The following is a 17,225-nucleotide window of genomic DNA, read 5'->3' on the forward strand; positions in this document are numbered from 1 at the left end:
GGGAATCAGCATAATGCTGATAATCGTCGCATTGGCCGTGAGCCTCGCGATCGTCCACAGATCCAGGACCGAAGGGTCGGAGATCGTCGTGATAAACGACCTCGAACCCCTCGACAGTGACGAAGACGACTCGATCGAGCATCCCTGACGAGCGACCGGGACACGTTCTCATACAAGCTGTTCCCGTCGGCATCGATGGCCACGATCAGCGGGCCGAGTCTAGAGGTCTCGAAGCTCCAGAGGGCCTCGGCCATGCCAAGGTCCTCCCACTTCACCCCGGTGCATCTCCCAAGACCCTCGGCCAGGGAGACGGCTGCACCGCCGGTGGCGGCAAGATAGACGCATCCGCACTCCTTCATGGCCTGGACGACCTCGGGGGACATGCCCCCCTTGCCTATGATCGCACGGATCCCGAACTCGCGGATCATCCTGGGCTCCAGCACGTTCATCCTCGCGGATGTCGTCGGACCCGCGGCGACCACCGCCCATCCGTCATCCATCCTCCTCATGATTGGCCCGCAATGGTAGAGGACGCACCCGTCGAGTTCGCACGGAGTCTCCTTCCCCTCCGACCTCAGCTCGAGCGCGCGGATGTGTGCCTCGTCGCGTCCCGTGACCACCGGCCCGGTGACGAACACAGTATCCCCGAGCTTGAGGGACCGGACCGCATCCTCGGAGAGCGGCGATACCAGATTTGTCACAGAACCGCCCCCTGCGCGTAATCGACACCGTTCTCCGTTATCTTGGCGGAGGCGCGGCGGGTCGCCCAGCACCCCATGTTGACCGCTACGGGGAGACTGGCAGTGTGGCAGTTCGCCTTCCTGATCCTGACCCCCAGACAGGTCGTGTTGCCGCCGAGCCCCATCGGACCGAGGCCCGATGCGTTCAACCTCATGAAGATCCTCTCCTCCATGTCCTTGAGCACGGGGTCGGGATTCTCGACATCCAGAGGGGTGGCGAGCGCCATCTTGGCCATCTCCGCGCATGTGTCGGACATCCCTCCGATGCCTACGCCGACCACGGTGGGAGGACATGGCCTGCCCCCTGCGTTCAGGACGGAATCGACGATGAAATCCTCCACGCCCTTCACGCCTTCCGCTGGATTCAGCATGCCTACCCTGGTCATGTTCTCCGATCCGGCACCCTTGGGCAGGACGGTTATCTCGGTGAAATCGTCGTCCGTTGGGATGAAATGGATCATCGGCATGCCCGGACCCAGGTTCCTCCCGTCGTTCTCCCTGGTCAGGGGATCGACGGTGTTCGGCCTCAGGGGGATCTCGGAGGTCGCCCTCTCCACGCCCTTGGAGATCTCCGTAGCGATGGACGAATCGAACCTCCCCCGGACGTAGAACACAGGTATCCCGGTATCCTGGCACATGGGCTTTCCCATGTGTTCGGCCTTCTTCAGATTGTCCATTATGGCACCGATCTGGGTATAGGCCACAGGGTTGGTCTCCCACATGCCTGCGGCCTCCAGGGCCCAACCGACATCCTCGGGAATCCTCGTATTGGCCAGGCGGAGAAGGTTGACGACGACCTGGTCCACCGGCTCGGGCAACTTGATCATGCCCGGTTAACGGAGGTCGCCATATTTGGAACGTACCGTCACGGCACGTAGTATAGGGCGTCGTCGATGGTCACGACCTTGACGGTCTCCCCGATCTCCGCACCCTCCGGGACACGGAGGTCTACCGTCGAGTAGTTGGACGGGCTGAGGACCTGTATCTCGGAACCGGATGTACTGACGACCGTCGCCTCCCTCAGGTCGGAGGACCTCTCGTAGAGCTTCACGTCGACCATGTCCGCACGGCGCACGGCGCGGTCCCTGAAGTCGCGCAGGTCCGTGAGCCTCCCGCCGTTGCCGTTCACGCGGGTGAGCTTGCAGTGCTTCCCCTGGAACACGACGACGTCCCCGACCTTGTAGTCCGGAAGACGTACCAGATACGTGAGACGGTACATGTCCTGGCCGTCCGTGGTCTGCCCCACCAGCTTGGGGGACTCCTTGGTCTCGGCACAGAACGCCTCGGCGAGCTCCTTGGCCAGGGACTTGCCCAGGGCTATGGACGACAGGTAGACGTCCACGCCTCCCGCCACGAGCTCCATCTTCGTTATGAACAGCTGTCTGTTGTTCGCGGCCTGCCTGGCGACGGAGTTCTCGGTCATGGCGAGGGTCGCCTCCTTCATCTCGTCGCTGAGCTTCCCCGAGGCGGTCCTTATCTGGAGTATCGCCTCGTAATAGCTGCCCAGCTGTCTGGAGCAGCGTCTGCAGACCGTGTTCTTTATCCTCACTATCGTGGAGGCCTCGCCCTCCGACGGGTAGCCCATCACGTCGCACTCCGCGTGGACGCCGACCACGTACGTGCGGGGATCCTGCTCCTCCATCGTCGTGGACACGCCCACGACGTCAGCGCCCTTCACCGCCATGAGGGAATCCACGGCGGCATCCTGGATCGCTATGTCGGGATCCTTGCGGACCCACCTGCCCGCGATGTCGTACTCATGACAGTTGGTGCACACGTGGAGGTCCACGTGATGGGGCAGGTCGATGAGCTTGCGCCCCGCGAGCCAGCAGTCGATGCAGAGCCCGTCTATCGACTCCTCACACTCCGCCCCGCACTTGACGCAGAAGTTCACATCAACACCGCCTGAGCATGCTTGATGCCCCCGATGTCCATGACGGAATCCGGGGACACGAAGCCCTCGCGTATGGCTATGGCCACGACCTCGTTGCCCGTCAGGTTGATGATAGTGGCGATCTTCAGGCGCTCCACGAACGCCTCCTCCGGAAGCGATTCGCCGACATAGAAGTCCCTGTGGACGGTCATGCAGGCAGATCCCTCGCGGAAGGTCTGTCCGACGATGTCCTCGTCGCATGCGGCGACGATCCTCTCATCTCCGTGTGTATGGATCCTTACGTACATGTTCATGCCAACTTGTAGATCCCTGCGGGACTCTTGTATATCTCTCCGGCATCGCTGAGCTGCTTCAGGGCACGGGTCACATCGGAATCCTCCAGGCCCTGACTGGCCCCGTGCTGCATGAGCTCGTCGGAGTTCAGACCGTCGATCCCGAACTCCCTGAATATGGAGCGCACCACATCAATCTTGTTGCGGTCCTTGGAACTTATCCCCGTGGCGATCTTGTCTATGTCGAAGCCGCCCTCGTCGTTGCCGGCGATCCTCCTCAGATAGTCCTCGACGAGGTCCACGGCGCGGTTCGCGTCCATGTCCGTCACGGTGGTGCTCAGCCTCATCTTCGCCGATGCCTCCGAAAGGCGAACGAACGCCTCCAGCTGCCTGGCGGTGATCGGCACCGAGTTCCCTCCGTTGCCCATGCTCCTTATCCTCAGGAAACTGGATTCGATGATCCGCTTGGCGTCATCGGTCATGATCGGCGTGATCCTCTTGGAATATGCGACGTACTTCCTCAGCATCTCCTGCTCGTACACGGGACGGATGCTGTCGGTCATGTCCAGGACCTTCTTGGGGTCTATGCCGGGGACGACGTCCCCCTCGTGCATCATCCTGACCTGTCCGCGCTGATGGGCGTTGAGGATGTGCTCCGTGATGGCCGTGTCCTTCTTCTTGTCCGGCTTGTCCGTGAGGACGAATATCAGGTCGAAACGCGACATGAGCGCAGGTGGCAGCTCGATCTGGTCCGCGATCGACGACTCCTCCTCGAACCTCCCGTACTTGGGGTTCGCCGCCGCAAGCATGGAGCACCTGCACTGGAGGGTCGCCGTGATGCCCGCCTTCGCGACGGAGATCCTCTGGGACTCCATCGCCTCGTGCAGGGACGACCTGTCCTGGTCGGTCATCTTGTCCAGCTCGTCGATGCAGGCCAGTCCCTTGTCCGCGAGGACGAGGGCACCAGCCTCGAGGGTCCATCTCCCGTCCCCGAAATCGTCCCTGACCGCAGCGGCGGTCAGACCTGCGGCGGAGGCGGACTTCCCGGAGGCGTATATGCCGCGGGGCGCGAGGGCGCTCATGTACCTCAGAAGCTGCGACTTGGCCACTCCCGGGTCTCCGATGAGGAGGATGTGCATGTCGCCCCTCATCACGGTCCCGTCGTCCATCTCCTTGTGACATCCTCCGAAGAGCTGCAGGGCGATGGCCTTCTTCACCGCATCCAGACCGTAGATCGAGGGGGATATCGAACGGACGATGTTCTCATACAGCATCGGGTCGCGCGACATCTCGAGGATCTTCCTCTCGTCCTCGTCCGTGATGGTGATCTCATCATACTCGTGCTGTTCGAACTCCACGGAGATCACATCGAGGTAGATCTCGAAGACCGTCGTCTTGTCCCTCTCGGTCTTCTCCGCCGAACGGAGTATCCCATTGAGCGTTATCCTGTTCCCCGCTGTGACCTCCCCGGCTATGTCGTCCTCGACGTATCCGGTGATCCTCTCGGGCTGGGCCCCGCCCCTGAGACCTTCCGGGCTCTCCTGGATCTCTATCTTCTGGGTGTCCTTGTACACGGAGGCCTTCTCGTCCAGGTTGAAACGTGTGGACTGCTTGTTGCACCCGCCTTCCGGGTTGTTGCACATCATGGGCTCCTTGAGGAGCATCCCCGGCTGCTCGACCCATATCTCCGAGCCGCAACGGGCGCACCTGAACAGGGCGTAGGTCATCCTGGGCCTGACGGTGGTGACCTTCCTGGCCAGACCCTCCACCGCGACCAGCTTGCGGAGGTGGTCCGCCCTGAGGTTGCGTATGTCCACCTTGGCATCCCTCGGAAGGTTGTATATCCTGACGTTGATGGTCTCGCCGGGACGGCTGATGCTGGGGACGAGTGACATGGCGGTCTTGCGGGCTATCTCGATGCAACGGTCCGGCTCCTCCAGGACGAACATCGCGAAATCGACGCTCACCATGTTTATGTCCGCATAGTCCACCCTCACGCTCTTCTTCTGAGGGAAGTTGTCCGCTATGCAGGAGATCATTATGCGGTACTTGTCCTTGGAGAACACGTCGTTCCATGCGGCCTGGATGTCCTCATCCTGATAGTTGGATGTCATTGCTGCGCCTCCCCGGAGCGACACTCCTCGTCGACCCACCAGACCCACCCGCCGTGGTCCATCGAGATCCTCCCCTTGATGAGCCCCTGCTTCTTGTACTTCATGAACGTCTTGGCCAAATCGTCGGGACATCTGTATCCGAATGCCTGCTCCAGCCTGTCCGTGGCCTCCTTGGTGGTCACCGTATCGTCCCCCAAGGCCCCCCATATCATCCCGAGAAGGTCATCTCCGCTCATACCTTCGAACCATGCCCACATCTAAGATAAAGGTATGTCTGTCGCTCATATGCCCGCCGTGATATCGCGACGATACCGGAAGACGGCCGGATCGCGGCCGTCCCGGATGCGGTCGCCGATCGCGCACCGCATGCTGAATGGATCCCATCGGATCCTGAATGAGAATCCGCACCCATTTTATAGATGCTAAGCGGTCGCCTGGACGAGGTTACTGTAATGGCAGCCAAAGTTAACGAGTCTGAGTGTGTTGCGTGCGGCGCTTGCGTCGACGTCTGCCCCGAGGGAGCTATCACCTGCGACGACATCGCAGTCATCGACGCTGGAAAATGCGTTGACTGCGGCGCTTGCGTCGACGAGTGCCCCTCCAGCGCCATCTCCTGCTGAGATCCGCTGATTCCCGCTCGCATAACGGGCGGGAGAAACCCATTTTTCTTGACAACTTTGTAAAACGGACGTCAGTCCTGTCCCTCGTCGCCCGGACGATCGCCGATTATGGAATCCAGATACTCCTGCTGGACGCGGACCACCCCTGTGCTGTCCTTCTCCCGGGAGTAGTCCTCCAGGAGGTTTCCGTTGAGTCTCATGAACTCCGGGGCCCAGTTGAACCTTCCCAGGAACGTCTCCGCCTGCTCCTTCTGACCCAGTATGTACAATGCCGCCATTACGGCCTCGGCACTGTTGAGCTCCATCGGACGGCCCCAGTTTATCGGATTCGCGGCCAGGAGATATGGTAACGCCCTCTCCTCCACACGCTTCATGCGCGGGAACTTGTCGATGTTCGTCCAGGTGAGGTCCATCACGACGAGACCTTTCCTGGCGTGACCTATGTCCGCGGGGGACAGTGCCCGGTCGGAGAACGGCGAGAGGACCACGGAGCCCGAAGGTATGGCGCCCAGGGTCTTGGCCTCCTTGCCCAGACCGAACTTCAGCATCCGTTTGGCCGTGCACTTCTTCGGATCGCACTGGCACTCGTCGTAGACTATCACCGGGATCATACGACTACCAGGGACCTGAGGCTCTCGGGATCGGCCATGTTAGCCTCCACCCACGCCTTCACCTCATTCATGGAGGCGACGTACTCGTTGAAGAGCTCCAGGTCGTCGGTCGCGGTGTATTCCGAACGCTGCCTGACCTCTGCGAGGAACTGCCTGCCCTTCCAAGGGGTCTTCCCGGACCATTCCTCGAATGTGGGCCTGTCCATGTAGACGACGACGTCGTAGTCCTCGTCCTCCCTGAGGAAATCGCGGTCCTTGAAATCCTTGGAGATCTGCCGCCTGATGTCCTCCCCGCTGGCATACATCGAGGAAACCATCTCGCAATCGAGGATGTCCTTCTCCGGTCCGGCACTGTACAGCTCATACATGTCATCAAAGAGTTGCCTTGCGAAGTACTCGGCGATCTGAGATGCGAAATCATTCTTCGCCTCGACGAAAAGGACGCGCATTTTCGGCTTGGATTCCTTCTTCTTGAACATGCAGATCGACCCTGTCCATGCCTGTCACATTGATAAATGATTCTTCCCGGCCCCTACCGCAGACCGGACATATACGACCGAGGCGGCATAAGAGTTAAAGGAACGCTCGCCCATGGACTGCATGCCACGGTGATGATCGTTTTTTCGAGCTGAACGCTGATGATAGACGGGCGAGCTGAGTGGCATACCCCTCATTCCGGGGAGATCACCAGGGCCTCTGACCGCTGTGAGATATCAAATACTCGTTGTACTCCTTGGTCGTGATGTACGCATCGTACATCCCATACACCCATAGAGCCAGAACGCCAATCGCCGTAACAATGACATACGGGAAGAGCACGGCGCACACGATGGCCCCTATCAGGATCCAGAGCCCTTTCGTGACCTTGCCCGCGTACATATGACCGAGGCCGGGAATCAACAGGGAGAGGATCAGCGCGAGCCCCTCCGACTTCTTGTTGAACATTATAGCGGTGTTCGGGTCGACATTGCCGCCGGAACCGAACCCGTTGGAGGAAAAGCCGCAGTCGGGACAGAACCTAGCACCTTCCGGCAATTCCTTTCCGCAATTGGGACAATACATCCTCTACTCCCGATACCGTCTCACCGTGCCACGTTTAAGGCTGTACCCACATCTTTCCAAACGGGAAAGAACCAAATATAGTAGCCCTGATGATTTTCGCATGACCTCGCTTCAAGTGGCCCTAGATCTGATGCAGCTGTCCAGAACCGTCCCTATCGCACACGAGGCAGTGGACGGGGGAGCGGACTGGATCGAGGCGGGCACACCGCTGATCAAGAGCGAAGGTGCGGAGGCGGTACGTGTCCTCCGCAAGGAATTCCCGGGCAGGATGATCATAGCCGACACCAAGACCATGGACACGGGATCGTTCGAGGTGGAGATAATGGCCAAGGCCGGTGCGAACATCGTCACCGTCCTCGGGCTCGCGGACGATGCCACCATCGAGGAGGCCGTCATGGCCGGAAGGAAGTACGGTGCGGAGATCATGGTCGACATGATCAACGTCCCCGACAAGGTCGCACGCTCCAAGAGGGTCGAGGAGCTCGGAGTGGCATACATCTGCCTACACATGGGGATCGACAGCCAGATGAGGGGCGAGGAGCCCCCCATAGACATTCTCAGGAGGATCGTGTCCGAGGTCTCGATACCCGTCGCGGTCGCCGGAGGCATCACAGCCGAGAACGCGGGAGAGTACGTCGAGGCAGGGGCATCGGACGTCATCGTCGGCGGAGCCATCCTGAAGACCGAGAACATCGCCGAGGCCGCCAGGAACATCAAGAAGGCCATGTCCGGCGCCAAGGTGGACACGGACCTCGCGAAGAAATACGGTGAGGAGGACCTGTTCGAAGCGTTCAACAGAGTCTCCACATGCAACATATCCGATGCGTTCCACAAGCAGGGGGTCATGTTCGGGATCCTCCCCCAATCCCTCGCCCACAGACAGAAGATGGTGGGGAGGGCACTGACCGTTCAGACGACGAACGGGGACTGGGCGAAGCCCGTCGAGGCTGTAGACCGCGCCAAGGAAGGCGACGTCATTGTCGTCGATGTCGGCGGCGCGCCGGTCGCGGTCTGGGGGGAGCTTGCGTCCCATTCCGCCATGGTCATGGGGGTCAAGGGGATCGTCATAGACGGAGCCGTCAGAGATATAGATGACATCAGGGACCTCGGGTTCCCCGCATTCTCCCGCACGGTGGCACCCTGCGCCGGAGAGCCCAAGGGATATGGAGGCATAGGCATCGAGATCACCGTGGGCGGGCAGAGGGTCCGCACCGGGGACTGGATCGTCGGCGACGAGAACGGCATCGTGGTCATACCGAAGGAATCGGCCGTCGAGGTCGCCAACAGGGCCCTGGACGTTCATGAGAGGGAGAACAGGACCCGCGAGGAGATCGAGAGGGGTTCCACACTCTCCAAGGTCAACGAGCTCGCCAAATGGGAGCCCGTACAGTGAACCTCTGAGAGAACAATCATCTAATGACCTCCCTCTCCGGCATCCGGAGAGGGAGGTCGTTTTCCATCGGACCTCTGAAGGAATGGTTCAGAGGTGCTTTATCCCGTTGATCTCCTCGTCAAGGGCCTTGAGCCTGGCGATCCTGTCGGGGGTCGTGGGATGGGTCCTGAAGAGGTTGACGAGACCCCTGGCCTTCTTCATTCCGAAGGGCGAGGATATCCACACGCTCTCATAGGACGGGTTGTCGTAGTTGTTGGCCTTGGTCGTGCATCCGCTCTCGATCTTCGTGAGGGCGCTCGCCAGGGCCATGGGCTTCCCGGTTATCCTCGCCCCGGACTCGTCCGCGAGGTACTCCCTGTTCCTGGACACGCCCAGTTGGACGAGCATGGCCGCGATGGGCAGGGTTATGTCTGCGATCAGGGCTATCACGAGGGAAAGCCCGTTGTTCTCATCGTTGCTGAACATCGAGGACCAGACGGCCACCCTGGTGACGTAGGCCACGAGGGAGGCCATGGTGGACGCCACGGACATCACCAGGATGTCCCTGTTCTTCACGTGGGACATCTCGTGTGCCATCACACCCTCGAGCTCATCGTCGGTCAGCAGGCTGAGCAGGGGCCTGGTCGCCACCACGGCGGCGTTCTTGGGATTCCTGCCCGTGGCGAAGGCGTTGGGCATGGGGACGTTGGATATCCCGACCTCGGGCATGGGAAGCCCCGCCTTCAGGGCTATGCCCTCGACTATGCCGTACAGCCTCGGCTCCTGCTCGCGGGTGACGAGCTGGACCTTGTTGGCCCTGAGGGCCATGCCCTTGGAGAAGAAGTAGGCGTAGAAGTTGAATGCTATCGAGATGACGAGCATCACCGCCATTCCGATCATCCAATTCTTGAAGAGATAGCCTACGAGCCCTCCGATGACCACGAGTATCAGGGTCATCGCTGCGAACATCGCCGCGGTTCTGAGACGCCAGTACATTTTAATCACCCCTTCTTTATCTGAACTTCTATATAAAACTAATACAATGAACTTCGCTCCGGCTCACAGCTCCAGCATCATCCCGGCGTAGAAGTCGTCGACACCTTTCAGACCGAAATGGGCCCTCAGGTTGGTCATCCCGTCACGTCCCGTACAATGGTTGAGATGAAGGTCCGTGCAACCGTATGACTCGAACTCCAGGGCGTACTGCTCGGCCACAGTCTTCTTCCTCTTTTCCAGCAGGACCGCTCCCACGTACGTCTTGACATCGAACCCGAACTTGGAGCGGAATGCCGACAGCTGGGGCCCCGGGCCGTTGACTCCCCGTCCCGACACGACCGCCGTCTGCTTCCCCCTCACCACGAGGAACGACTCCCCGTCGATCTGGGGGGACACCAACACGCCCGGCACGACCTCCAGCCAACCGTCTATGTCGTGGAGGGTCGCCTTGGGACGGTTCTCGTCCGAGAGTCCGACCTGGAACGACATGAACCCGGATTTCTTGGAGTACAGACCAGCGGGGGCGTACACGTCCACCGGCGACGTGCGTGCCTCGAGGAGGCCGTTGATCGCCCTGCAGTTGTCGGGACATGCCTGGGAGATGACAACGGCATCTATCGACTCGGGGTCGATCTCGAGATGCTCCATGTTGTGCATCAGATACCTGTCCCTCAGCCCGGTGTCGAAAAGGACCCTCTTCCCGTCGGCCTCGACGAGGACCGAGAAGCCCTTGGCGCCTATGAGCTGCGTGTCCACCACGGAGCCCTCGTCATATACGCTCAGTATGCTTGCCATTATTTCATCTCCCGTAAAGTGAATCTGGTATGTCCCCGCAGATCCGGTGTATGCTCTCCGTCGGGACCTGCCCGTTGGCCAGCCATGCCTTGACCCTCTTGGGGACGGTCGTGACCGCCATTATCGCCCCGGGCTTGAGCGGGTCGTCTATGTAATCGGTCTCGATCATGAAGCGGTCTGTCCCCTTGGAGATGGCCTCGCGCGTATTCGTCTTGGATGCGGGTATCGACGGCATCACGCCGTGCGTCTCCTCCGGTGTCACCCATGGAGGGGATGAGTGCTTGACCACCCTACTGCGGTCGAGGCCCGCCATGTCCGCGATCTCGGCCAAGGAACGGTCCGTATACTCCTCGGACTCGCAATGTATGATGACGGGGCAGTCGACCTCCCTCGCAAGCTCCATGCCCCTTAGCAGCACCCTGTTGGATGCGTCCCGTATCTCCCGGGACACCGGGAAGTGCGGACGCCCGATCTCGCCTATCGCGACGGCCCTTCCCTCCGCCACGTCACGGGCCGCGTCCTCCATCCCGCGGACCATCATCTCCTCGGCCCGCTCCAGCCCGTAGGCTTCGGCGAGGGGGACCATGAGCACCGGATACGGTCCGACGGCGATATTGATCCTCAGGCTCGTAGCCTCCCTTGCGCGCTGTGCCAGCGCATAGGTCACCTCGTACGATTCGGCAAAATCGCCCCCCTTGTGGATGGGGACCTCCGAATAGGGGAGCGTGACCAGGGTCAGTCCCGTGCCTCCCGCCGCCTCGAACTCCTTCAGGGCATCGACGTTGCGTCCGGAGGGGGACATATGGATATGGTTGTCGTAGACGGGCACCTGCTCGCTCATCGACACCCCATACGCTCATGTTGAAATAAGAGACTCCCTCGATCCGTCGGGCGGTACGAAGGATCGACCCCGCGAGAGGGCGATGGTTGCTGCCTGCATCCAGATTAAATATCACCGTCTCCAATGGTTCGTACGATGGATTCGAACTCCCGCTTCATGCTCAAGGCGTTCAAGAAGTACTACCGGACGGACGGTCCTATAATGCCGGACCGCTTCGCGCGCAGGGAGTTCGGTTTCATGTTCTTCGACAAGAACTTCGTCCAGAGGCACCTGTCCTTCAGCGCCCCCGACGAGCTGAGGCGTTACATGCAGGGGAACATACCCGCACACAGCTACTACTCCACATCGTACTACCGCAGGCCTAACGCGCCGGTGATGGACGACAAGGAATGGCTGGGGGCGGAACTGATCTTCGACCTGGACGCCGATCACCTGGACGGCGCCAAGGAGATGACCTATGCGCAGATGGTCCTGCAGATCCGCGAGGAGATGAAGCACCTCGTGGACTCGTTCCTGATGGACGACCTCGGGTTCTCGGAGGATCAGATACACATCACGTTCTCCGGAGGGAGGGGATACCATGCGCACGTCCGCACCCCGGACATCATGGAACTGGGCACGCATGAGAGAAGGGAGCTCGTGGACTACATCACATGCTCTGGCCTGAACATAGACTGGGTCTTTCCCGTGAACCGTGTCCCGACATCAAGGGTGGCGACCGGGAGCGGCATGCGCACCAATGTCGCGAAGGACCGCCTTATACCCCCCGCGGATTCGGGAGGATGGCGGAAGAGGATGCGCGTGGGCCTCATGGACGTGGTCAACGATTTCTGCGACACGGAGGATGCCAAGCTCCTGAAGCGCGAATACCCGAGCATCAAGGGCAGCGACAGCAAGAGCATATACAAGGCCCGCGACGAGCTCGTCAGAGCCAGAGGCGTCCTTTTCGAGAAAAATAACATGGCCATGCTGTCCACCTCCACCCAGAACATGCTCGTCAAGATCATGAAGGAGGATGTGGCGTACCGCCTGTCGGGAGAGGTCGACGAACCGGTCACGGCGGACATCAAGAGACTCATACGCCTCCCCGGATCGGTCCATGGGAAGAGCGGACTCAGGGTGACCCCCATCACAAGGCAGGAGCTCACCGACTTCGATCCACTGCAGATGGCCGTCCCCGACGCGTACTCCGACGACCCTGTGAAGGTCACGATGAGGAGGCCCGCAGACCTCGACATCAAGGGAGAGCGCCTCTCCCTCAAGGGCGAGACAGAGGTCCCCGAGTTCGCCGCCGTGTTCCTGATCGGAAGGAAGATGGCTGATTTCGGCTATCTGTCGGAAGAATCCCAAAAACAGAAGCTGTTCTGACCATCTGGCACATTTGGATTTCAGCCTCGGGTGCCGTTCCTCTCCTCTTCCTTATTATAATAGAACGGGCGAATGGTTTATTAGGGGGTTGCGTTTGCCGAATCCAAGGTAATCACAATGAAAGCATTCCGCATCACTGGAACCTATGCAGACCCCAGAAAGACTCAGCCCTTCTCCATCGAGATGGCAGCCGAGGACGAAGCCGCCGTCAAGGAGAAGGCCCTGTCCACCATCGGAAGCAAGCACAAGCTCAAGAGATGGCAGATCGACATCACCGAGATCACCGAGCTCTCCGCCGACGACGTCACCAACCACGTCGTGAAGTACCAGATCGGTGAGTGATCGTGGACGACAACGAGCTCCGTCAGGCCCTGGCCCTGATGGATGCGTACAAGGAGAGGGTAGAGGCGATGAGCCGCCAGGTACAGGTCCTTCGCGTGTCCCTCGACGAGGTCAACCTCGCCCTTGAGTCCGTCAAGGCATTCAAGGATGCGAAGGAAGGGGATGAGATCATGGTGCCCGTCGGCGCCTCGTGCTACATCCCCGTGAAGGTCACCGGCAACAGGACCGTCGTGACCGGAATTGGGTCCGGGATATCCATCCAGAAGACCTCCGAAGAGTCCATCGACTACCTCGATGCCAACTCTGCAGAGATCTCAGAGGCCCTCAAGAAATCCGTTGATGCCTTGAACGAGGCCCAGCAGAACCTCACGGCGATGTCCGAGGCGGTTCAGCAGGAATATGCCGTAAGGCGCCAGAACGCAGGAATACAGCAGTGAGGCGGTAAAAGATGTTCGAGTCCCTGAAGTCGAAGATGAAGAACCTGTTCTCCAAGGGCGAGAAGCTCAAAGAAGAGGATGTTTACGAAGCGAAGGAACCCGAACATCAAACCGTCCCTGATGTACCCGCACCCAAACCCGCCGAAGCCCCTGTCGCTCCCGAACCGAAGACAATCGAGGAGGTCGAGCCCGTCAAGACTGAACCGGAACCTGTGAAGGAGGAGCCGAAACTCTCCAGGAAGGAGATGATGAGGCTCAAGAAGCAAGAGAAACAGGAGGCCAAGCTCAAGGCGAGATCCGAATCCAGCGATTCCCCCATAGGGGACTCCGGGAAGAGGATCAAGGAAGACCCACTGGATGAGATCCTCGACGAGCTGGAAATCATACTCCTTGAGGCGGATGTGGCATATCCCGTCGTGGAGGAGATCAAAGCAGGCGTCCGCGAGAACCTCGTCGGCAGGAAATACGACCGTTCCTACACCCTGGAGCAGGTCGTGGAGCATGCCATACGGGACGCTGTCCGCGACGTTCTCAAGATCAACGAATTCGATTTCGATGCCTGGCTCTCCGAGCAGAAGAGACCTACGGTCATAATGTTCGTCGGGATAAACGGCACCGGCAAGACGACTGCCATAGCCAAGATAGCGAACCGCGTCATGAACAACGGTCAGACAGTGGTGCTGGCCGCATGCGACACATTCAGGGCAGGAGCGATCGAACAGCTCACCATACATTCCAACAATCTCGGATGCAAGATCGTCAAACAGGAGCATGACTCCGATCCGTCCGCAGTGGCCTTCGATACGATAGAGCATGCCAGGTCGAAGAGGAAGGATGTCGTCCTGATCGACACCGCCGGAAGGATGCAGACCAACAGCAACCTCATCGAGGAGATGAAGAAGATCGTCAGGGTCGCCAAACCCGACCTCAAGGTTTTCGTCGGAGACTCCCTTGCCGGAAACGATGCGATAGAGCAGGCCAAGGTGTTCGACCAGGCCGTCGGCATAGATGCCATCATCCTCACCAAGATAGACACCGACGCGAAGGGCGGTGCCGCATTATCCATAGCGCACACGATCAACAAGCCCATAGCGTTCGTGTGCAACGGTCAGGAATACGGGGACATCATCAAGTTCGATACCGAATGGATGATAGACCGTCTGTTCAGCGACGAGTGATCACTGCAGGCAGAGCCTGTGCATCAATGTCGCATAGACCTTGGTGTCAGTGATCATGTTGGACATCACGACATGCTCGTTGGGAGCATGGAGAGTCCCTCCGCCACATTGCCAAACATATGCATCGAATCCTTTCTGACGGAAGAAGTTGGCACATGTGCCTCCTCCGATGCCCACACCGACAGGTTTGGAGCCGGTGACTGATTCCACAGCATCGACGAGGGCCTTGAAACCTATTGAGTCCATCGACGAGGGCTTTCCAGCCACATGCCTCTCCACCACTTCCACGGTTATCTTGGCACCGGTCGACTTTTCGTACATCGCCGCGATCTCCTTCGCACATCCAACCACATCATCGATATCATACATTGGAAGGAGACGGATGTCCATGCAGAACTCGTCATAGCCTGGTATCGTGTTCACGTTCTCCACGGTCGCAGGCCTCTTAGTGGGTTCGAAAGTGGAGGTCTTACCGACGAAACGGTCATCGGAATCACCGAAATGCTTGGAGAAGCTCTCCATTAGGTCCATCAGGAGAATGGTGGAGACACGATATGCATTGATCCCCCTGTCCGGAGTGGAACCATGGGTTGTCTTCCCTTCTATCATGAAGCGGATCCACAGCATCCCTTTCTCTGCCACTTCGATCTGGACTCCACCCGGAGATCCCCAATCAGGGACCATTATGATGTCATCGACATCGAAATAACCATAATCGAGCAGATACTCTATGCCCATCTTACTCGTGGTCTCCTCATCTGCGACATAGGCTATCCCGATGGACATCCCCTGAAGGTCCTGATCCAGAAAAGGTCTGGAAGCGAACATCGAGGATATGACGGATTGCCCATTGTCCTCCGTGCCCCTGCCGAAGATGCACCCGTCTTTGTACACGCCCTCATAGGGAGGCGTGTCCCAAAGGTCGGGGTCACCTGCCGGAACGACATCCATGTGTGCCACTATCCACACGGTCCCTTTCCTTCTCCCATTCTTCCTCGCAAGGATGTTGGGTCTCATGATCGTGGGATCCGAATCGTCCGGAACGTCCACTCTTTCGACAGAATCGAAACCAACGAGCTTCGACATGAGATAATCGGCCTTCTCACCTTCCCCGATACCGCCGTTTATAGGCGACAGGGCAGGATAACGGATCATCCCAATCATCGTCTCGATCATCTCGTCCGTGCATGCATCAATCTCATGCAGGACTGTCTCGAGGGACTTCATATCCAGTAATCCTTCACGTCATTGATAGAATTTCCTGTCACGGATCATCTGGAAAAAAGATATCACCAACGCTGGATGGAAAAAGAAAAATCGACCATGATGGCCCCCCAGTGTAAGAGGGCCATCGGGTCTGTTTGTTCGGTTTTCGATGATAGGTCGGATCACTCGCTGCGTACGATCATCGTGACCGCATTTCCTCCGCCAAGACAGAGTGTGGCCAGTCCGGTCTCCTTATTCCTGTCCTGCAGAGCATAGATGAGAGATGTGAGGACACGGGCTCCGCTGCATCCTATCGGGTGTCCGAGAGCCACTGCCCCTCCGTTGACGTTGAATTTATCATCGGGAACGTTCAGGTCCTTCTTGACTGCACATGAAGCGGAAGCGAAGGCCTCGTTGTGTTCGAAGAGATCGATGTCATCGATGGTCATCCCGGCCATATCCAGAACATGCCTGGTCGTGGGTATGGGAGCCTCCATGATGTATTCGGGCTTCACACCCCTCTCGCCATAGGCCACTATGGATGCCATAGGCTTGTACCCGTGCTCCTCCGCCCATTTCCTGGAAGTTATCACAAGTGCGGATGCACCGTCGGAGAGCTGCGAGGAGTTCCCCGCCGTGACCTGTCCGTCCTTCTTGAAGACAGGTTTGAGCTTTCCCAGGGACTCCATGGTCGTGTCCTCCCTGATCCCCTCATCGTTCTCGACGATGATGTCCCCCTTCTTGGAGTGAATGGTCACGGGAAGGATCTCCTTCTTGAACTTGCCCTCCTTCGTTGCCTTCGCGGCCTTGAGATGGGATTCCATGGAGAGTCTGTCAGAGTCCTCCCTCGTGACATTGAACCTCTCCGCTACGATCTCACCGGTGAATCCCATGTGCTGATCATTGAAGATGTCCCAGAGACCGTCATGGACCATGGAATCGACGACAGTCTGGTTGTTCATCTTGTATCCCCATCTTGCACCGGGCATTAGGTAAGGCGCATTGGACATGCTCTCCATCCCTCCGACCACCAGTGCTTCGTACTGCTTGGCCTTGATGGCATCGGAAGCGAGCATGGCAGCCTTCAATCCCGAGCCGCAGACCGCATTGACGGTGAACGAACCGATCTCCACGGGGAGCCCCGCACCTATGGCGGCCTGTCTGGCAGGATTCTGTCCGAGCCCCGCACCTATGACGTTTCCCATTATGCATTCCTGGATATCGGTGGCCTGGACACCGGCACGGTCGATGGCCTCTTTCACGACCATCGCACCAAGCTCGGTCGCTTTGAAACCTGCAAGTGCTTTCCCGTACTTTCCTATAGGAGTCCTTACAGCGCTGATAATTACTGCCTCGTCCATTGGATATTCCCCTTCT

Annotated in this window: 20 protein-coding genes; 6 read left to right on the forward strand and 14 right to left on the reverse strand. The window is 59.0% G+C overall.

The window, feature by feature from the left end; all coding sequences use genetic code 11:
- Positions 1-5: 5 nt before the first annotated feature.
- The 6 genes from V5D86_RS07490 to V5D86_RS07515 are packed head-to-tail and all read right to left on the reverse strand — an operon-like array spanning position 6 to position 5,256.
- Positions 6-701, reverse strand: coding sequence for a FumA C-terminus/TtdB family hydratase beta subunit (locus tag V5D86_RS07490; protein WP_414596061.1), 696 nt, complete (start codon positions 699-701; stop codon positions 6-8).
- A complete protein-coding gene (locus V5D86_RS07495; RefSeq protein ID WP_414596062.1) occupies positions 698-1,567 on the reverse strand; it encodes a fumarate hydratase in 870 nt (289 codons plus the stop codon). The genes V5D86_RS07490 and V5D86_RS07495 overlap by 4 nt, the downstream gene beginning before the upstream one ends.
- 38 nt (positions 1,568-1,605) lie before the next feature.
- Positions 1,606-2,634, reverse strand: a complete 1,029-nt coding sequence (locus tag V5D86_RS07500) for a 60S ribosomal export protein NMD3 (RefSeq protein WP_414596063.1) — start codon at positions 2,632-2,634, stop codon at positions 1,606-1,608.
- Positions 2,631-2,927, reverse strand: coding sequence for a DUF424 domain-containing protein (locus tag V5D86_RS07505; protein WP_414596064.1), 297 nt, complete (start codon positions 2,925-2,927; stop codon positions 2,631-2,633). Before V5D86_RS07505 ends, V5D86_RS07500 begins: the two co-directional genes overlap by 4 nt.
- Positions 2,924-5,020, reverse strand: coding sequence for a minichromosome maintenance protein MCM (locus V5D86_RS07510; RefSeq protein WP_414596065.1), 2,097 nt, complete (start codon positions 5,018-5,020; stop codon positions 2,924-2,926). Before V5D86_RS07510 ends, V5D86_RS07505 begins: the two co-directional genes overlap by 4 nt.
- The gene (locus tag V5D86_RS07515; protein WP_414596066.1) at positions 5,017-5,256 is read right to left on the reverse strand and encodes a hypothetical protein; all 240 of its coding nucleotides are present in this window, start codon (positions 5,254-5,256) and stop codon (positions 5,017-5,019) included. Before V5D86_RS07515 ends, V5D86_RS07510 begins: the two co-directional genes overlap by 4 nt.
- A 216-nt stretch (positions 5,257-5,472) precedes the next feature.
- On the opposite strand from V5D86_RS07515, the gene V5D86_RS07520 reads away from it, so the two are divergent.
- Positions 5,473-5,640: a 4Fe-4S binding protein gene (locus tag V5D86_RS07520; protein ID WP_414596067.1), complete on the forward strand. Its 168-nt coding sequence runs from the start codon at positions 5,473-5,475 to the stop codon at positions 5,638-5,640.
- 71 nt (positions 5,641-5,711) lie between these two features.
- Here V5D86_RS07520 and V5D86_RS07525 read toward each other — a convergent pair whose 3' ends face one another.
- The 3 genes from V5D86_RS07525 to V5D86_RS07535 form a co-directional block, all read right to left on the reverse strand.
- Entirely contained in the window at positions 5,712-6,251 is a 540-nt protein-coding gene (locus tag V5D86_RS07525) for a DUF367 family protein (RefSeq protein ID WP_414596068.1), read from the reverse strand.
- Positions 6,248-6,730 carry a low molecular weight phosphatase family protein gene (locus V5D86_RS07530; protein WP_414596069.1) on the reverse strand — a complete coding sequence of 161 codons (483 nt, stop codon included), beginning with the start codon at positions 6,728-6,730 and terminating at the stop codon, positions 6,248-6,250. The genes V5D86_RS07525 and V5D86_RS07530 overlap by 4 nt, the downstream gene beginning before the upstream one ends.
- 205 nt (positions 6,731-6,935) lie before the next feature.
- Positions 6,936-7,313: a zinc-ribbon domain-containing protein gene (locus V5D86_RS07535; RefSeq protein WP_414596070.1), complete on the reverse strand. Its 378-nt coding sequence runs from the start codon at positions 7,311-7,313 to the stop codon at positions 6,936-6,938.
- A gap of 100 nt (positions 7,314-7,413) precedes the next feature.
- Between V5D86_RS07535 and hxlA the strand changes: the two genes are divergently transcribed.
- Entirely contained in the window at positions 7,414-8,706 is a 1,293-nt protein-coding gene (gene hxlA / locus V5D86_RS07540) for a 3-hexulose-6-phosphate synthase (RefSeq protein ID WP_414596071.1), read from the forward strand.
- A gap of 87 nt (positions 8,707-8,793) precedes the next feature.
- Here the strand turns inward: hxlA and V5D86_RS07545 are convergent, their stop codons facing one another.
- The 3 genes from V5D86_RS07545 to V5D86_RS07555 all read right to left on the reverse strand — a co-directional run bounded on the left by V5D86_RS07545 (position 8,794) and on the right by V5D86_RS07555 (position 11,317).
- On the reverse strand, positions 8,794-9,681 hold the full coding sequence (locus V5D86_RS07545) for a zinc metalloprotease HtpX (protein WP_414596072.1): 888 nt from the start codon (positions 9,679-9,681) through the stop codon (positions 8,794-8,796).
- 63 nt (positions 9,682-9,744) lie between these two features.
- Positions 9,745-10,476 carry an MBL fold metallo-hydrolase gene (locus V5D86_RS07550; RefSeq protein ID WP_414596073.1) on the reverse strand — a complete coding sequence of 244 codons (732 nt, stop codon included), beginning with the start codon at positions 10,474-10,476 and terminating at the stop codon, positions 9,745-9,747.
- 4 nt (positions 10,477-10,480) lie between these two features.
- Entirely contained in the window at positions 10,481-11,317 is an 837-nt protein-coding gene (locus tag V5D86_RS07555) for a TatD family hydrolase (protein ID WP_414596074.1), read from the reverse strand.
- A gap of 135 nt (positions 11,318-11,452) precedes the next feature.
- On the opposite strand from V5D86_RS07555, the gene V5D86_RS07560 reads away from it, so the two are divergent.
- From V5D86_RS07560 to ftsY, 4 genes are all read left to right on the forward strand, one after another.
- Complete coding sequence (locus tag V5D86_RS07560; protein ID WP_414596075.1) at positions 11,453-12,685, forward strand: DNA primase small subunit domain-containing protein; 1,233 nt, start codon at positions 11,453-11,455, stop codon at positions 12,683-12,685.
- Positions 12,686-12,802: 117 nt separating this feature from the next.
- Positions 12,803-13,027: a 50S ribosomal protein L18Ae gene (gene rpl18a, locus V5D86_RS07565; protein ID WP_414596076.1), complete on the forward strand. Its 225-nt coding sequence runs from the start codon at positions 12,803-12,805 to the stop codon at positions 13,025-13,027.
- 2 nt (positions 13,028-13,029) lie between these two features.
- On the forward strand, positions 13,030-13,464 hold the full coding sequence (gene pfdA, locus V5D86_RS07570; protein WP_414596077.1) for a prefoldin subunit alpha: 435 nt from the start codon (positions 13,030-13,032) through the stop codon (positions 13,462-13,464).
- 11 nt (positions 13,465-13,475) lie between these two features.
- Entirely contained in the window at positions 13,476-14,642 is a 1,167-nt protein-coding gene (ftsY, locus tag V5D86_RS07575) for a signal recognition particle-docking protein FtsY (protein ID WP_414596078.1), read from the forward strand.
- Here ftsY and V5D86_RS07580 read toward each other — a convergent pair whose 3' ends face one another.
- Together V5D86_RS07580 and V5D86_RS07585 are read right to left on the reverse strand one after the other, a co-directional pair.
- Positions 14,643-15,869 (reverse strand): M20 family metallo-hydrolase, encoded by a 1,227-nt coding sequence (locus V5D86_RS07580; protein ID WP_414596079.1) that lies wholly within the window; start codon positions 15,867-15,869, stop codon positions 14,643-14,645.
- 161 nt (positions 15,870-16,030) lie between these two features.
- The gene (locus V5D86_RS07585; RefSeq protein WP_414596080.1) at positions 16,031-17,209 is read right to left on the reverse strand and encodes a thiolase family protein; all 1,179 of its coding nucleotides are present in this window, start codon (positions 17,207-17,209) and stop codon (positions 16,031-16,033) included.
- Positions 17,210-17,225: the final 16 nt, after the last annotated feature.

The sequence above is a fragment of the Candidatus Methanoprimaticola sp. MG2 genome, assembly GCF_047501175.1.
Classification (GTDB): domain Archaea; phylum Thermoplasmatota; class Thermoplasmata; order Methanomassiliicoccales; family Methanomethylophilaceae; genus Methanoprimaticola.

What these genes read in the sequence shown, in the direction of transcription:
- V5D86_RS07495 (WP_414596062.1), bottom strand. Translation starts at nt 1,567, where the DNA reads ATGATCAAGTTGCCCGAGCCGGTGGACCAGGTCGTCGTCAACCTTCTC.
- V5D86_RS07505 (WP_414596064.1), bottom strand. Translation starts at nt 2,927, where the DNA reads ATGAACATGTACGTAAGGATCCATACACACGGAGATGAGAGGATCGTC.
- V5D86_RS07510 (WP_414596065.1), bottom strand. Translation starts at nt 5,020, where the DNA reads ATGACATCCAACTATCAGGATGAGGACATCCAGGCCGCATGGAACGAC.
- V5D86_RS07515 (WP_414596066.1), bottom strand. Translation starts at nt 5,256, where the DNA reads ATGAGCGGAGATGACCTTCTCGGGATGATATGGGGGGCCTTGGGGGAC.
- V5D86_RS07520 (WP_414596067.1), top strand. Translation starts at nt 5,473, where the DNA reads ATGGCAGCCAAAGTTAACGAGTCTGAGTGTGTTGCGTGCGGCGCTTGC.
- V5D86_RS07525 (WP_414596068.1), bottom strand. Translation starts at nt 6,251, where the DNA reads ATGATCCCGGTGATAGTCTACGACGAGTGCCAGTGCGATCCGAAGAAG.
- V5D86_RS07530 (WP_414596069.1), bottom strand. Translation starts at nt 6,730, where the DNA reads ATGTTCAAGAAGAAGGAATCCAAGCCGAAAATGCGCGTCCTTTTCGTC.
- V5D86_RS07535 (WP_414596070.1), bottom strand. Translation starts at nt 7,313, where the DNA reads ATGTATTGTCCCAATTGCGGAAAGGAATTGCCGGAAGGTGCTAGGTTC.
- hxlA (WP_414596071.1), top strand. Translation starts at nt 7,414, where the DNA reads ATGACCTCGCTTCAAGTGGCCCTAGATCTGATGCAGCTGTCCAGAACC.
- V5D86_RS07545 (WP_414596072.1), bottom strand. Translation starts at nt 9,681, where the DNA reads ATGTACTGGCGTCTCAGAACCGCGGCGATGTTCGCAGCGATGACCCTG.
- V5D86_RS07550 (WP_414596073.1), bottom strand. Translation starts at nt 10,476, where the DNA reads ATGGCAAGCATACTGAGCGTATATGACGAGGGCTCCGTGGTGGACACG.
- V5D86_RS07555 (WP_414596074.1), bottom strand. Translation starts at nt 11,317, where the DNA reads ATGAGCGAGCAGGTGCCCGTCTACGACAACCATATCCATATGTCCCCC.
- V5D86_RS07560 (WP_414596075.1), top strand. Translation starts at nt 11,453, where the DNA reads ATGGATTCGAACTCCCGCTTCATGCTCAAGGCGTTCAAGAAGTACTAC.
- rpl18a (WP_414596076.1), top strand. Translation starts at nt 12,803, where the DNA reads ATGAAAGCATTCCGCATCACTGGAACCTATGCAGACCCCAGAAAGACT.
- ftsY (WP_414596078.1), top strand. Translation starts at nt 13,476, where the DNA reads ATGTTCGAGTCCCTGAAGTCGAAGATGAAGAACCTGTTCTCCAAGGGC.
- V5D86_RS07580 (WP_414596079.1), bottom strand. Translation starts at nt 15,869, where the DNA reads ATGAAGTCCCTCGAGACAGTCCTGCATGAGATTGATGCATGCACGGAC.
- V5D86_RS07585 (WP_414596080.1), bottom strand. Translation starts at nt 17,209, where the DNA reads ATGGACGAGGCAGTAATTATCAGCGCTGTAAGGACTCCTATAGGAAAG.